The 15,595-nt window shown below is 38.8% G+C and carries 18 protein-coding genes; 2 read left to right on the top strand and 16 right to left on the bottom strand.

Annotation, left to right across the window (positions count from 1 at the left end):
- Positions 1-10 precede the first annotated feature (10 nt).
- Positions 11-733, bottom strand: coding sequence for a 16S rRNA (guanine(527)-N(7))-methyltransferase RsmG (rsmG, locus tag OZX76_RS01075; protein ID WP_277180224.1), 723 nt, complete (start codon positions 731-733; stop codon positions 11-13).
- Between the two features lie 159 nt (positions 734-892).
- On the opposite strand from rsmG, the gene OZX76_RS01070 reads away from it, so the two are divergent.
- Positions 893-1,429 (top strand): CvpA family protein, encoded by a 537-nt coding sequence (locus OZX76_RS01070; protein WP_277180222.1) that lies wholly within the window; start codon positions 893-895, stop codon positions 1,427-1,429.
- Positions 1,430-1,484: 55 nt separating this feature from the next.
- On the opposite strand, the gene OZX76_RS01065 is transcribed toward OZX76_RS01070, so the two are convergent.
- The 13 genes from OZX76_RS01065 to yaaA all read right to left on the bottom strand — a co-directional run bounded on the left by OZX76_RS01065 (position 1,485) and on the right by yaaA (position 11,539).
- Complete coding sequence (locus tag OZX76_RS01065; protein WP_277180220.1) at positions 1,485-2,507, bottom strand: DUF3324 domain-containing protein; 1,023 nt, start codon at positions 2,505-2,507, stop codon at positions 1,485-1,487.
- 2 nt (positions 2,508-2,509) lie between these two features.
- Complete coding sequence (locus OZX76_RS01060) at positions 2,510-3,064, bottom strand: WxL domain-containing protein (protein WP_277180219.1); 555 nt, start codon at positions 3,062-3,064, stop codon at positions 2,510-2,512.
- 239 nt (positions 3,065-3,303) lie between these two features.
- Complete coding sequence (locus OZX76_RS01055; protein ID WP_277180217.1) at positions 3,304-4,233, bottom strand: FAD:protein FMN transferase; 930 nt, start codon at positions 4,231-4,233, stop codon at positions 3,304-3,306.
- 8 nt (positions 4,234-4,241) lie between these two features.
- Positions 4,242-5,033 (bottom strand): tyrosine-protein phosphatase, encoded by a 792-nt coding sequence (locus OZX76_RS01050; protein ID WP_277180215.1) that lies wholly within the window; start codon positions 5,031-5,033, stop codon positions 4,242-4,244.
- A gap of 84 nt (positions 5,034-5,117) precedes the next feature.
- Entirely contained in the window at positions 5,118-5,666 is a 549-nt protein-coding gene (locus OZX76_RS01045) for an NADPH-dependent FMN reductase (RefSeq protein ID WP_277180213.1), read from the bottom strand.
- A gap of 12 nt (positions 5,667-5,678) precedes the next feature.
- Positions 5,679-6,218: an NAD(P)H-dependent oxidoreductase gene (locus OZX76_RS01040; RefSeq protein ID WP_277180211.1), complete on the bottom strand. Its 540-nt coding sequence runs from the start codon at positions 6,216-6,218 to the stop codon at positions 5,679-5,681.
- 149 nt (positions 6,219-6,367) lie between these two features.
- A complete protein-coding gene (locus OZX76_RS01035) occupies positions 6,368-6,973 on the bottom strand; it encodes a TetR/AcrR family transcriptional regulator (RefSeq protein ID WP_277180209.1) in 606 nt (201 codons plus the stop codon).
- A gap of 90 nt (positions 6,974-7,063) precedes the next feature.
- Positions 7,064-7,294 carry a hypothetical protein gene (locus tag OZX76_RS01030; RefSeq protein ID WP_277133239.1) on the bottom strand — a complete coding sequence of 77 codons (231 nt, stop codon included), beginning with the start codon at positions 7,292-7,294 and terminating at the stop codon, positions 7,064-7,066.
- 427 nt (positions 7,295-7,721) lie between these two features.
- Positions 7,722-8,396, bottom strand: a complete 675-nt coding sequence (locus OZX76_RS01025; protein WP_277180207.1) for an ABC transporter ATP-binding protein — start codon at positions 8,394-8,396, stop codon at positions 7,722-7,724.
- A gap of 1 nt (position 8,397) precedes the next feature.
- Positions 8,398-9,459 carry an ABC transporter permease gene (locus tag OZX76_RS01020; RefSeq protein WP_277180205.1) on the bottom strand — a complete coding sequence of 354 codons (1,062 nt, stop codon included), beginning with the start codon at positions 9,457-9,459 and terminating at the stop codon, positions 8,398-8,400.
- Positions 9,459-9,980 (bottom strand): TetR/AcrR family transcriptional regulator, encoded by a 522-nt coding sequence (locus OZX76_RS01015; protein WP_277180203.1) that lies wholly within the window; start codon positions 9,978-9,980, stop codon positions 9,459-9,461. Before OZX76_RS01015 ends, OZX76_RS01020 begins: the two co-directional genes overlap by 1 nt.
- A gap of 127 nt (positions 9,981-10,107) precedes the next feature.
- On the bottom strand, positions 10,108-10,710 hold the full coding sequence (locus OZX76_RS01010) for a histidine phosphatase family protein (RefSeq protein ID WP_277180201.1): 603 nt from the start codon (positions 10,708-10,710) through the stop codon (positions 10,108-10,110).
- Between the two features lie 61 nt (positions 10,711-10,771).
- Complete coding sequence (yaaA, locus tag OZX76_RS01005; RefSeq protein ID WP_277180199.1) at positions 10,772-11,539, bottom strand: peroxide stress protein YaaA; 768 nt, start codon at positions 11,537-11,539, stop codon at positions 10,772-10,774.
- Positions 11,540-11,600: 61 nt separating this feature from the next.
- Here yaaA and OZX76_RS01000 point away from each other — a divergent pair, with 61 nt between their 5' ends.
- Positions 11,601-12,257 (top strand): hypothetical protein, encoded by a 657-nt coding sequence (locus OZX76_RS01000; protein WP_277180197.1) that lies wholly within the window; start codon positions 11,601-11,603, stop codon positions 12,255-12,257.
- A gap of 48 nt (positions 12,258-12,305) precedes the next feature.
- Here the strand turns inward: OZX76_RS01000 and OZX76_RS00995 are convergent, their stop codons facing one another.
- Both OZX76_RS00995 and OZX76_RS00990 read right to left on the bottom strand, forming a co-directional pair.
- Entirely contained in the window at positions 12,306-13,709 is a 1,404-nt protein-coding gene (locus OZX76_RS00995) for a glycoside hydrolase family 1 protein (RefSeq protein ID WP_277180195.1), read from the bottom strand.
- Entirely contained in the window at positions 13,696-15,594 is a 1,899-nt protein-coding gene (locus OZX76_RS00990; RefSeq protein ID WP_277180193.1) for a beta-glucoside-specific PTS transporter subunit IIABC, read from the bottom strand. Before OZX76_RS00990 ends, OZX76_RS00995 begins: the two co-directional genes overlap by 14 nt.
- Position 15,595: the final 1 nt, after the last annotated feature.

The following is a 15,595-nucleotide window of genomic DNA, read 5'->3' as shown; positions in this document are numbered from 1 at the left end:
AGTCCCCCTATTAATGAATTGGTTTTCGGTGCGGTGTGCCCGCTTGCCGAGGATATTTCTTAGGTGTTGCCTGTACTTTTTGAACAAGAATAAGCGTGCGTTCTTCGTCACTTTCGGGCAAAGTTAATTCTTCATCAGCAATTACCTTACCACCCAACACTTTAACTGCCTTTTGGCTGTCCTTCAATTCGCTTTCAGCCTTGGGTCCCTTCAGGGCCACAAAATAGCCCTTCGGTTTAACCAGCGGCAGGCAATACTCACTTAATACCGCCATATTAGCAACTGCTCGCGCCGTAACAATGTCAAACTGCTCGCGATACAATTTATTTTGCCCAACATCCTCAGCGCGACCATGGACTAAGGTTACGCCCTCTAAATTCAACTTGCTAACTAAATCTTGCAAAAAGGTTAGTCTTTTACCTAGCGAATCAACAATCGTTACCTGTAATTCCGGCATTAAAATCTTTAACGGAATTGACGGAAAGCCGGCTCCGGCACCAACATCACATAAAGTAGCTCCCGGCTTAAAGACCGAGCTAAAAACAAACAGCGGCGTAATGCTATCGAAAAAGTGCTTTAAGTAAACATCTTCTTGCGCAGTAATCCGCGTCAGATTGACGTGCTCATTCGCCGTCACCAAGTTGGTAAAATAAAGTTTAAATTGTTTGATTTGCTTTTCACTTAATTCAAAATTATGTTTTGATAATTCTTGGACAAATTGTTCAGGATTCATTTTTCACCCGTGAAACCTTGTTTCACACTCTATAAATTTAACGCCAAAAACAGCTTATTGTAAAGCCATTACATCTCTTTAATTATGAAGTATTTTTAAGCAATCGTCAAAGTCTAAATGTGCAAAAATAAGCTATAATATACGGCAAAGGAGATAAACATGATTGTTACTTTAATTGTTTTAGCCTATTTGGTTCTAAAAACCTACAAGGGTTACCAAACTGGTTTTACCAAATTAATTATTAATTTGATTTTTGCCGCGATTGTTTTTATCGTTGCAATTTTATTTCAAAATCCGCTGGGAAACTGGCTTTATAGCCAGATTACCGGACAAAATATGCAAACCACTTTAGCGCCGAGCACAAATTTAATTTTGTTTCGCTTTATTGCCTTCTTTATTTTACTATTTGTCGGCAAAATGGTAATCAAAATTTTCAAGGGTTGGGTACCAAGTAAAAATCCCCACGCTACTAATTTTGGCAGTATTTTAGATGGGGTACTGGGTGCCATCGTATCCTTTGTGGCCAGCTACTTTTTTGTCTATATTATTTTGTCAATGCTTAACGCGCTGCAAAATCCGTGGTTCATCCAGCAGACGCTTGATTCATCATTTTTGCGGTTTATTATTTACAACACACCGGGATTATCAAACGGTGTGTTTAACAGCATCTTCAGTATTAGCCGGACAACTGCTTAGAATTCTAATAACATAAAAGGACAAGACGTTTTCACGCTTTGTCCTTTTATTTTATTTAATTTTTACCGTGACGTTTACCTAAACAATACATACCACTGAGCATAAGAAGTATCACAATTACTGCTGCACCAATCGCTAGCCACAACCAGATTTTATGGTCTTTTGGCGAACGATCTTTTTGACTAGCAGCTTGTGCCAATTTAGCATCAATCTCAACTTTTTGCTTAAATTGCCACTGCCGAGTTCCTGACTGTGCTATTACCAGCAAGTCATAAGTACCACTAGACAACTTTTTATTAAGTAAAACATGATTGTCAAAATAGCTTAATGGTGCCATTGCCAGATTTTTCTTAGTTTGCGCAAACACTGACTTCTTAGTCCGTGGGTTCACAACTTTAGTTGTAACCACCAGTTGACCAAACATTGTCGGTGTCTCATTTGCTAGCCGGACAATAATAAAGGGATTACTCCGATCCACTTTTGTCATGACCTTAGGCATGGCTAACTTAGTATGCACCACCTGCTTACTTTCACGCAAAATTAGCGGAATCGCATAAGAATAAACATTGCGGTACCCCATCACTGCCTTTTGTCCTGCAGCTTTTTTATCTTTTTGCGGCTTAGTAATTTGCGAAACATAAAAGCTGCCAGCTAAAACACCCTTGAAAGCTTTTCGTGGAACTTTAACAACATAGGTTTTACTGACTTGAGCATGCGCGGCTAATCTAACGCGGTGCGGCCCACTTGTCATTTGCCTAAAATTATTTTGACCAAAATATCGTTTGCCGGGATTAGCCAAATTATACTGCACTAAGCCATTATCACCAGTGATAGCTTGATTGGGTGACACATTAACTGTCTGCACTTTAGCACTATTATTAACAAAAATAAGTTTAACACGAAGATTTTGTTTCGGCTTGACTTGGCGTTCAATGTAAGAAGAATTACTGCCGGCAACCCTAACGGAAAAGCTTTCCGCTGCGTTTACTGTTTGTCTACCTCCAAATAGACTAAACAAAAACAGGGCTGCCGCAACTAAAATAAAGCCAAGTCGCTTACGCTCACTAGTAAAATTCATGATTATTCAGCAGAATTAGTTGTATCTTTAGGTGTACCACTTAATGTCCAAGTAATTGTACCCGTGTAATCACCAGCAAAAACTTGGTTATCTTGTTGAAGCGCAATTGAAGTATTGGCAGCAGTTAATGGGGTAGTAATTGTACCTTCCTTATCACCGCTAGCAATTTCAACGCTATTAGTACCATCAATGACAGATGTAGCCTTACCATTAATTGTTAAACTGGAAGCCTTTAAAGCATGACCCTTGGCATCTGTTAACTTTGTTGGTACAGCAGACAAAGTCCAGTTAGTATCAGTACCTAGACCGCGATTATCGGCAGTTTCAATAGAACCATCTGCAGCTAAACTAGCAGTCGTGTCGCCGTTAGCAATTGCTTCAACTGAAGAACTAAAGTTAAAGTTTGATACGTTACTTAGTGTCAGTGTACCTGCTTGAACGGCAACTTTAGTAGTACTATCTTTAGTTGGATTTTCAGCAGCTTTAGCTACACCGGTTGATACACCAAGACTAGCTATTAATGTCATTGCGGCCGTTAAAATTACACTTTTTTTCATAAGTTTCCCTTTCTTACTTATAAAATTCGATTAAATAAAATTTCTGCATGCAGCATTTACAAGTTTACTGACTAATAACTATTTTTAGCAAGTTTAATGCTTACTTTTTAAAAGTATATTGTTGATTCAAAGGCATTAAACATGAAAAGCAAAAGCAATTGCTAAAAACCAATTACTCTTAGTACTATACAAAAATAGCTATTACGCAATTAGTAAAAATTGTGTGATAGCTACTTAAATTAATTATTAAAATTGTCATACTCGACGTGCTCATCATTATAAACAAAAATTGCACCAACACGATCGGGATCATCATGCCAGCCCTTAATTGGATGCCCAGCAAAAAACAGTCGCTTACATTCAATTTCGGCTTCAACTGAATCCTTGGTAAAGGTAGTCACCCCAGCCAAATCAGTTTCTACTGGATAACCAGTCCGCGGGTCAATTAAGTGGTGATACTTGTGCCCATCAACAACTAAATAGCGCTCATACGTGCCACTAGTAACTGCCGAACATTTAGGCACCATTACCGAAGTAATATTTTTACCGCGCTTTTCTTTCGGATCTTGAACACCTACTGACCACTGGCCACTAACCCTCTTAGGCGAATCACCAACTAGCAAAATGTTGCCGCCAAGGTTAATAATTCCAGCATTAACGCCATAAGCATGCCAGAAATCTCGGATTCTGTCAGCAATCCAGCCCTTGGCAATCCCGCCAAGGTCAAGTTCCATTCCTTCTTTAGTTAAAAAGACGGATTGATTGTTATCGTCAAGTTCGACATTGAACGGGTCAATTAATCTCATTTTTTCTTTAATTTGAGCGTCAGTTGGCACGTGCGCACCCTTAAATCCAATTGCCCACAGCTTAACCACCGGCCCAATCAATGCGTTAAAGCCAAAGTTAGCCCGGCTTTCTTTAACAGCTAACTTAATCAAGCTGTAAGTGCCGCTAGATACTTGTACCGGGTGCTTGCCAGCAGCGTGGTTAACACTCATTACCTCAGATTGATCGCGGTTAACCGTCAATAAGTCTTCATAATGATCGATTAAGTCAAAGGACTTATTAATGACGTCTTGATCTTGCGTGCCAAAAATCTGTAACGTAATTGACGTCCCTAAGGCGTGATGCTGACCAACTGCTTGTTCTAATGCTAAATCATCAATCATTGCTATACCTACTTTTCCAAATATTTATTTCTAATATCATCTTGAACTTGCGCTGTAATTCCTACTGCTTGTTCAAGGTAAGCGTCCAAGCCACCATATTCTTCATTGATTGTAATCAGGCTAGTATCCAAGAACGCATCGCTGACTGAGCCCAAAACACGCATATTAGCACGAAACTTGTCGTTTTCACCACGCTGTTTAAACTGGCGATCACGGACAGCGCGATACTCATTTAACATGTAATTCGAATATAAATAGTCTTGCCGAATTGTTTCGGGAGCAACCCCTAAAATATGCAAAATCAGCAGTGTCACTAAACCGGTTCTATCCTTACCTTCTGAGCAATGATATAAAATTGCGCCTTGGTCTTGACTAGCAATCAATTCCAAAATTTGATGAAAGCTATCTTGGCTGGTTTTATTTAAAATGTGCTTACGATAACGTGTACACATCATTTTTAATCCAGCATACTGATCCTGACGGTACTTAGCCTTGTTTTCTTCAATATGGCTGCCGCCACCAGAGGTATTATCTTCAATTCCTAGTGGCAATTGACAATGTTCAACACCAGTGAGCGTTTTATCAGGATTAATTTCACACTCTGCCGGCGAACGTAAATCAATGATTTTTTTCAGACCATAATTAAGCAAAAACTGTTGGTCTTGTACCGTAACTTTACTAATATTACCAGTTCTAAGCAAACGGTGCTTTTTTATTTTACGATTTTCAAAGCCGCGATAACCGCCTAAATCTCGGGGATTGCGAACAGATGACACTGGTAAAACTACAGGATCAGACATGTAAATACACTTTCTAGCATAAAAATAACCGGATAGTACTCCTATCCGGTTATTTTACTCTATGCCAAGCATTCTAGCAAAACTTTATTTAGTTGCTTGCTTAACAAAATTGAAGAAATTATCCATCATACCATCTAATGATTTAATAGTAGCTTCATCAGTTAACTCGCCAGTTTCTTTATTAAACTTAGCTGTGGCACCGCCGATTAAGACTTCATTACCTGGCAAAACATTAGCACTCATATCTGGTGAAAGTAAAATTTCACGCATATCTTCTTGAGCACGACCAGAACCTTGGCTACCATATGAAGCACCAGCAATAGCAACTGGCTTGTTCTTCATAACGTTAGGACCAGCATGTGAACCTAACCATTCCAAAGCACTCTTTAATGGTGCAGGAATAGTGTGGTCATATTCTGGAGTAGTAATTACAATACCATCAGCAGCTTTAATGTCTTCAATCCAAGCTTTAATTGTGTCATCAGCCATTTGCGTTCTGCAGAAAGGCGTCAACTTATCGATTTCTTTTACTTCGATATCAGCCTTGTCAGCGTAACGCTTAGCGATAAATTGTGCTAAAAAGCGGTTATATGAAAAATCTGCGTTTGTACCAACGATTGATAAAATTTTCATTCTTGGTCCTCCTTACTTAGTAACTTGTGCGTACCATTCGTCAACTTCGTCAAAGAATTGACCTAAGAATTTAACAGTACCCTCATCAGTCAGGTCACCATTATCATCAAATTGACTAGGACCATTGCCCATCATAAATTCATCACCAGCAAAAACTTTTGCACCAAAGCCAGGAGCCATTAACAAACTTCTTAAACGACTTTGTGAACGTGAAGCACCTTGTGGCATTGGGGAAGTTGATACCATAACAAGCGGCTTGTTCTTAAATGGGTGAGAAGTGCTTGATAACCATTCAAGAGCACTACTCAAAGCACTAGTTACTGAGTGTTGTTGTTCAGGTGAACCAATCAATACTAAATCAGCAGCTTCAATTTCTTTACTTAAAGCAGTAACTGATTCGGGTGCATCTTCACCCTCTTTAAACATTGGTAACCCCTTAACTGTTGCCAGTTTAAAATCATATCTGTCAGCAAAGTGCTTAGAGATAAACTTAAGCAAAGCTTCATTAAACGAATTATTGGCATTTGAGCCAGATAATGCAAGGATTTTCATAAAAACCCACCTTTCAAAAAACTAATTTCTACAGATTATTATAACCTATATACAATTTTTTGAACATAACTCTGCTTTCATGTTTTTTCATAAATTAAATAAACACCCTAGCTTCACACTTAATAATCCTACTCATCAATAGCGTTTTTTTACTTTTTATAATCTCTCACATCAAACAGCGGTATCTCTTTATTCTTACTGAGCCAGTCATTTAAAATTGCGTCATTAATTTGCGCTGTCAACACGTTAATAATCTGCGTTTCCGAAAAAGTCGCAATTTCATTAATAATTAACGAAGCAATACCGATTGTAGTGATCCAATTTGCCACAACAATATTCATGATTTTTTCTTTGCTATAATTAGTATCTTTATATTGCTCGTTAAACTTTTGGATACCAAAATCAATTAACGCATTAGAAATACGCTTGCTGCCTAACTTACCATCCACAAACATTGCTCGAAACAGATTTTCGTGTTCTTTTGCATAATCAATATAAGATAAATCCATGTCAATTAAGGGTTTGCCTGTATATTCTTTTTGCAAAACATTACCTTTTAAATTTTCCGCAATTTTATCTAAAACTTCATCCCGAAGCTCATTCATACTGCTAAATTCAAGATATAGAGGTTGCGTCGAAAAATGTCCTTCTTTAGCAACATTACGTGCAGTCAGGCATTCAACACCATCTCTCATCACCATTTTATAAGCAACATTTAAAATTTTGTCTCTACCTATTTCTTTTCTTCTCGCCATTCGGTTTTCCTTTAACTAACTTTCGTAATTATACATTCGAATGCTTGCGATCTACTGGTCAACTAATTAGTAACGCTAATCAATTGCCAACTAATTATTATTGTTATTACTTTCCAAAAATTGATCGTAGGATGATGAAACCATCTCACTCACTTCGGATTTGCTCAACCCTTGAGAAGCACAAAAGGAAAAGAAAGCAGCCGATAAAATATATCCGCGTTCACGATCATCTGTTAGATCATCCGAAAACTTAATATTAATACTTTGATTTTGATAATCTGTTGCTAGCACAATTGATTTATCTGTTGGTACTTCGTTCATTTCTTACCTCATTACAAATTAGCAGCCCATCTACTTAAATATAATTATTAATATTTAACTAAACAAATGCACAATTACATAACACTTTGATATATATTTAATTACAAATTACTTGTTATTTTATAACTATTAAGTATTCGATTTTTCTCAATAGCAACAACACTTTCAACGTTAGCCTTAAAACGCCGTTTAAAGCCATCTTGTTTTTTTATCACATTAAAAATAACAAAGTAATTATCTAACACATAGAATAGTAAATTTGAAAGCCTTTTGTCAAGAGGAAATCGCTTTCTAAAAGATAAATAAAGACCAAATTATTAATAGCCACTTTATTAAATATCTTTATTTTTTTCGCAAAAAAATACACAATCCTTTATTAATTAAAGCATTGTGTACTTCCGCTAAATATTAAAATAGTAGCTACTTTTTATTTTGTCTGCGTCATTTCGCCATCCATCATTTCGTAAATATGATCGGCATATTGTTCCAAACGCGGATCATGAGTTACTAATAGGACAGCTTTAGCATAATTCTTCGCCAAGTTTTTAAATAATTGACCAACCTCATCAACATTCTTACTGTCTAAAGATGCCGTTGGTTCATCTGCCAGCAAGATTTCTGGATTAGCATACAGAGCCCGCGCGATTGCAGCCCGCTGCTGCTGACCGCCAGATAATTCTCCGGGATACTTATTAACTAAAGCAGTAATTCCTAACTGACCTAATAATTTGGTTAAAGTTGCGTGATCAATGTTGCCCTGCTTTTTTACCCGGTCAACTAATTCAAATTGTTCCTTAACTGTTAAAAACGGCACTAAATTATAGGCTTGCAAGACAAAGCCAATTTGATTAAGCCGCAAGTGGTTACTCTGTTTAGTTGTCAAATGGGCAATGTCTTTGCCATCAATTAAAACTTGACCGGACGTTGGCTTTTGCAGTGAACCAGCGATAGTTAAGAAGGTACTTTTACCAGCACCAGATGGCCCCATGATGAGAACAACCTCACCCTTATTAGCCGTAAAATTAATATTTTTAAGTGCCTTAACTTCGGCAGCACCTTTACCATAAACTTTTTGGACGTTTTTTAATTCAATGACTGCCATCTTATTCACCTATTGCCTTTGCTGGATCTACTTTTAATATTGATCTAATCGGAATTAAGCTGCCGATAATTCCCGTTAATAGCATACCACCCGCACCACTCAGCATAATTGCTGGGGTAAAGCTCATTGGTACGGCGGCTGGCAAGGTTTTAGCAGTCAAGATCATTGCTACTAGGCCAATTACTACCCCAACAATAACCAAAATAATTGCTTGACTAACTGTTGCTCTAACTAGGGTACCACTAGGAATTCCTTGGGCACGCATAACCGCGAAGTTGTGCATCTTCTGCATCGTTAAGATATACATAAAGACAGCAATAATAATCAGAGAAATCACGAATAGAAAGCCAATCATTAATTCAAAAGTCATATTTTGAGCAGTGTAACCCGGCAATTTATTAATAAATGTTTTAATCGGATAAGTTTTGCTCTGAGCATGGTGATACTTGTAATTAGCATTACGTGAAATAATTGCCGACGCTTGCATGTCAGGCATCCCTTGGCGAAGTGATTTCCAAGCGCTGAGTGACCCATAAACAATCGGCGCGATATTGATTTTGGCATTCTTAGCAAAACCTACTATCGTATATTTTTGTTTAGAGCCGTTTAGTTCTAACTTATCACCAAGCTTATAGCCCTTAATCTTGAAGGCTTGGTCAGCAACTACTTCCTTTTTAGTTTTAGCTTTGCGACCAGCAATTATCTCTTGGGCATCATAGATAAACTGTGACTTTTTAAGGCCAATAAATTGTGCAGAAATCTGTGGTCGCTTTTCATTTTTAACAACCACCGCCGTTTGCCCAACTAGTGCCTCATCCTTACCAATTGTGGCTTTTTTTAAGTCAGACTTGGTTAAGACTGACTGGTTCATGCTGACATTGGCATTCTTATTCAAGACCACTGATTGTGCATCCCAGGACTTTAATGCCTGCGTATTTTCACTGGCTAAACCAATTGATAATGACGATAAAATAAAAATCAGATAACTAATTAAAAAAATCATCAATACAATTAAGCCGTAACGCAATTTTTCCCGTTTAATTTCTTTAATTGCTAAAAACATTAATTTGACCTCTTTTGTAATAGTTCTAAACTCGCCTTAAAGCGAAGTAAAATTTCGTCTTTTTGGCGTGGATTTGTGAATACAGCCCGAATCGACGCGTGGCTCAAGACCATTGCACTCCAGTTTTGCGGACTTAAATCTGCTTGACTGGCGCTTTGGCTGGGACTAGCTAACAAGCTCTCGTTATACAGGATATGCATTTTAATCAAAGGTGCATACTTACTAGCGTGCGTTTTTTCGACAAAGTTGACCACATTTAGATAAAAAATCTGTGGTTCAAACTCAGAAGTAACCTTAATATCGGCGTGGATTTCTCGCATTGCCACACCATATAGATAGCTGTATGCATCAAGCAAATCTGTAAAATACTTATAAAAGGCCCCACGCGCAATTTGCGCTTCTTTAACAATTCTTGCCACCTGCGCCTTTTGGAGCGGATAATGACTAAACTCGTTAAGTAGAGCCTGCGTGATGAGGTCCTTCTTTACCTGCGGCAAGTTAATAAAAGTTGCCTTGACCATTCTGTTACCACCCTTTTCTATTCATGGTGACATTGCGTCACTTTTGTAAAATAATATCATTAGCTAACTTGTATAGTCAAATATTATGCCAACAAAAAAAGATTCACTAGGAATCTTTCATCAATTATTAAAACGCTAACACTTGATTATAATAGTTAATTCGCGGAGTGTGATCGCGATACGAAATTTTTGCCAAAGCACAATTCTTCATCGTATCAAAATAGTTAAAATCACCATTAGTAAAATAATGGGCAAACATCATCCGAATTAACGTACCATGACAAACCACCAAAACTTTTTTACCAGCATAATTTTGAGTAATATCATCTAAGAATTGCCCGCAACGGTCATTTAATTCCTCGTTACTTTCGCCATGTGGGGCATACTTAATATAATTTGCATTTGCCTTGCCCCAAGGATCAATCGCATCAGGATATTTTTGCCCTAATTCTGTTAATAGCTGACCGTCCCACTCGCCAAAGTTAAACTCAATTAACCGATTATCAATCTTGATCTCTTTTTGTCCTTTAGTAAAAATCCGCGCTGTTTCCAGTGCTCGTTTCATTGGACTGGAAAACACAACATCAAAACTTGACGGATCAAAATTAGCGGCAGCCTTTTCGGCATAGGCGCGACCAGCCTCATTTAGGTTATGATCAAAACGCGACCCCTGAATACAACCCGTTTTATTTAAATCAGTTTGACCGTGACGAACAAAAACAATTTCCATACTTAAACCTCACTTTTTCAATAGGTATATTTTACTATTAGTTGGAACAGTTGACACATTTTTATCGTCTTTTAAAGTCAAACTCAGTGCGAAAGACATAGGTATCGATAGTGCTTTCTTCAGGCATAAATTGAAAGCCAAAATCATTAAAATTCTGCAATTCCTCGGGCTTAGTTAACTGGTTTTCCGCAATAAAGCGCGTCATTTCTCCTCGCGCCATTTTGGCATGCACGCCAACAGTCTTCCATCGCCCGTTCTTACATTCCTGGAAATCAATATTAATCATGCGCCGCTTGGCTGATAAATACGGGCTAATATTCTTAGAATATTCCTTAGATGCCAAATTAATCAGAACTGTTTCGTCATTAAATAAATTATCCGCAATGGTTGAACCCCAAAAATGATATAAATTTGGCTCTTTAAAACCAGTAACCTTGTTCTTCATCTCCAAGCGGTATGGCCAGACACCATCAAACGGACGTAAAACACCATATAGGCCAGACAAAATCCGCACCTTGTCCTGTAAGTAATCAAGTGCGGGTGCAGTAAATAAATCTGCCGCCATATATTGGTATTGAATGCCGGAATAAGAAATAACCGCTGGCGTTAAATTGCTGGTCTGCGTTAAGTCAAGTTGAGCAAGCTGGCTCTGAGCTTCCTTAGCTGTTCGCTCGCTTGCCTGCCAAATAGCCTTCAGCCGCGCTAAATCACAGGTTTTTAAATAATCTGCTAATTGCTCAGCCTGCGGTAAGAACTGCGGCGTTGACCTTACCTTAAAGGCTTCGCGATCAACTTTCATCTTCATTGCTGGGGAAATAATAATTTTCATTTTTCGTATTTTCCTCCTTTTAGAGTTAAACTTAATATTATTATATCTAAGGAGAGATTTGATGAATCCTGATTTTGCAATTGTCTTAAATTTTAAACTAACTGACACTAAAAAAGCCAATGCTGACCTACTTGTTAAAACTGCCCGGGATATTGGCGCTCGCGCTGTTTCAACTAATGGTGATCAAGCCGCCTTTCAAGCTGCCTGCACTAAGTACACCATCGCTTTAGTTACCGCGCCAGTTGGCCAAAGCTATACCCCAGATAATGTAATTGACGAAATGGTAACACAACGTAAAGCTGGTAAAGCAACGGTTATTGATTTAGCGGTCGATGAAAACGGCGGGTTAACTGACGAAAGTCAACAACTGTTAGCACCAATCAACGACTGGATGCACATGTTTGGCCATGCTTTTAATGAAAGCGAGCCTTGCGATCTTGCTGCTGAAGGCGAAAGTTTTGTCCTGCAAAACCGCCACATGCATTACCAGAAATATGTTTTCGTTAAAAATCCGCTGCCTGCTAAAATTACTGTTACTGGCTTAACTCATGAACCCAATCGGGTTGAATGGATTGAAAAGCGCGTTGATTTAAAGTTCGCTTATGAAGGTAACAAACTAGAAATCGAAGTAGCTGAACCAGTTGAAGTCTTCTCGTGGCAAGTCTTACGTATTCAAGAACACCGCCCAGAAGATGATATTCTTGAAACCAAGTTCTAAATAACTGAAAAATTCCACATTTGTAACTCGCAAATGTGGAATTTTTATTTACTCTTCTAAACCGTTATTCTTAATTACATTTTGATACCAATAGAAACTATCTTTAGGTATTCTGCGCATGTCCTTTAAGTCAAAATCGGTACGATTAACATAAATAAAACCGTAGCGCTTTTTAAAGCCTTGGTGCGAACTCAAAATATCCATTACTGACCACGGACAATAACCAAACAGCTCAACGCCATCCTGAATTGCATCATAACATGCCGCAATATGGGCTTGTAAATAATCAATCCGATATTGATCGTGAACTTTACCATCAGCGGTCAATTCGTCAGCCGTTCCCAAACCGTTTTCGGTAATAATCATTGGCAAGCGGTATTTTTGATAATATTCATTCAAAACAAGTCGCAAGCCAAGTGGATCAATTTGGGCACCATATTCAGTAGCCTTCAAATGCTCATTCTTTTTGATTTTAAAATAGCCATAAAGGTCAAAGTCAATATCGCTTACGCGCTGACCAACTGGATGTTCTTGATCGGCCGGTAAATATTCTGCCGCTAAAGTCCGGTAATAGTTAACCGCAATAAAGTCAGGCCGCGCACAAGCTAGAACCTTGTCGTCGCCAGCTGCAGTTTGCGGATAAATGCCCTGCTCTTGCAAAAAATGACGATAGTAACCCGGATATTGACCAAAGCAATACATTTCCAAGGCATAATTAGTCTTAAAATTATCGTTCATTTTCGCTGCCCAGACATCAAGTGGCCGATCACTGACTGGATAAGTCATTGTCGATGAAATTGCGGGGCCAATTTTACCGCCAGTAACCATTTCGTGACAATCACTCATTGCGTATGCACAAGCTAAGAACATATGGTAATCCATCTGCGCGCGGACCTTCTCAGCCTCATCTTGCGGGACATCATCCATATTCATCCGTTCATTAACCCGCACCATCAAGTTTTGCTCATTAATTACCTGCCAGTTTTTAACCCGGTCGCCAAACGCCTTAAAGCAAATCTGAGCATAACGTCGAAAGGCACTAACACAATCGCGACTAGCCCAGCCATTGTACTTTTGAGCTAAAGCCAGCGGCAAGTCAAAATGGTAAAGAGTCACAAAGGGAATAATCTGATTAGCCACACACTCATCGATCACACGGTTATAAAAATCAATTCCAGCTTGATTGACCTGACCATCACCGTCAGGGATAATTCTAGTCCACGCAATTGAGAAGCGATAAGCCTGCATCCCCATCTGCTTCATTAACTTAATATCCTCTTGATAATGATGGTAAAAGTCACTGGCCACCTTGGTATCTGCTTGCTCATCTGAATGCTTAAATGAATTATAGTCGGCAACAGACTCACCCTTACCATCTTCATCCCAGGCACCCTCAATTTGAAATGCGGAAGACGAAGCACCCCACCAAAAATCATCCTTAAACTTCTTCATTTGTTACCTTACCCTTAAATTCCATTAAGATACTGCCTTGCGCAACTTCATTTTCATCTGTCATTGTAATCAGCGCATCAGGAGCCGCATTAGTAATAATTACTGGCGTTGTTAAATCATAACCAGCCTGCTTGATTTTAGCACAATCAAAGCTAACAATCGGATCGCCCTTTCTTAAATGTGCGCCAACTTCTGTATGACTGGTAAAGTACTTACCTTTTAGTTCAACAGTATCTTGACCAATATGAATTAGTAATTGAATCCCATTATCCAGCAATAAGCCAATTGCATGCATCGTTGGGTATAAAACTTGCACTTCACAATCAGCAGGAGCTACAACTTCACCTTCTGTTGGCACAATGGCAACACCTTTGCCCATTGCGCCTGACGAAAAGACCTCATCTTTGACTTGTGCTAAAGCAATTACTTTCCCAGCTAGTGGTGACGCGACTTCCTCATCTTCAGCTGCCGTAACTGGAATCGTAGCTAATTCTTCACTATTTTGACCCGACAATTTTTCTGGTAAATCCTTAAAGCCTAAGACAACCGTTAAGATGCAGGCGCCAAAGAAGGCAATCGCACATCCTAATAGATAACAAACAAAGCCCTTTAAGCCGCTACTAGCATAAACCGGAATGGTCAAAATTCCTTGGTTAGCAAAGGCATTACCAAAAGAACCGCCCCAGCCCATTAAGGCGCCACCTAGAGCACCACTGATAACTGCATAAACCATTGGCCGTTTCAACCGCAAGTTAGCACCATAGATTGCTGGCTCAGTAATACCAAACAGTGCCGTCACCGTTGCTGAAGCAGAAACAGTCTTTAGATTCTTATTTTTTGTTTTTAAGAAAACACCTAAGGCAGCACCAGCTTGAGAAAAGTTAGCAGCACCTGCAAAGGCTAGTAAGTTCTGGTGTCCGGTCTTAGCAACGTCATTAATCCCAATCGGAATAATGGCACGATGCGCACCAAAGACAACCAAGACACACCAAATACCACCAATAAATGCCCCTAATAAAATCGGGCTGAAATGCATAATGTAGTAATAAAGCCAATTAATAAAATTACCAAGATAAATGCCGATCGGACCAAACAGCATTAAGGTTGCCGGCACCATAATCAGCAAACAAAGTGTTGGTACCATGATAATCTTCAGAACTTCTGGCATAATCCGATCAATAAAGCGTTCCAAATAAGCCAAGATAAAGACGGCAATAATAATCGGAATAACCGACGAGGTATAACTAGCTTTAGTAATCTGTAAACCAAACAAGGTAACTGGCGCCTTACCCGTCATCAAGTTAACAATTGACGGATAACAAAGCGTAGCCGCAATTACCATCGCAATATATTCATTAGTTTTAAACACCTTAGCCGACGACCGAGCTAAAATAATCGGCATAAAGTAGAACAAAGCATCTGATGCCGCGCTTAAAATAATGTAAGTATTGAACTTAGTAATATCAGTATGATAAACATTGGTAGCAATAATCACTGCAATTGCCAAGAAACCTTTAATCATCCCCGATGCAGCAATTGCTGGTACAGTTGGCGTAAAAATTGCGGCAATTACGTTGAGAATTTTAGTTCCTATTCCAACCTTCTCTTTTGGCGCATCATCAACCGAAGCTGAAATCGTCTCACCAATCATTGGCTCAATTGCATCATACGTTTTACCGACGTTATTACCGAGCACAACCTGAAACTGACCGTTAGCATTCAATACTTGAATGACACCTTCTAAGTGACTAATTTCGTCGCTATTTGCCTTACTGCTGTCTTTTAAAACAAAGCGTAATCTGGTAAAGCAACGCTCCAAACTAGCCACATTTTCTTTGCCACCAACATTAGTCAAAATGTTTTGGGCCAAAGCTTGGAAATCCATC

Origin of the sequence: Lactobacillus sp. ESL0677, from assembly GCF_029392875.1 — a bacterium.
Classification (GTDB): Bacteria; Bacillota; Bacilli; order Lactobacillales; family Lactobacillaceae; genus Lactobacillus.
Note: the sequence above shows the minus strand (reverse complement) of the source record. Positions and strands in the feature narration are given on the sequence as shown.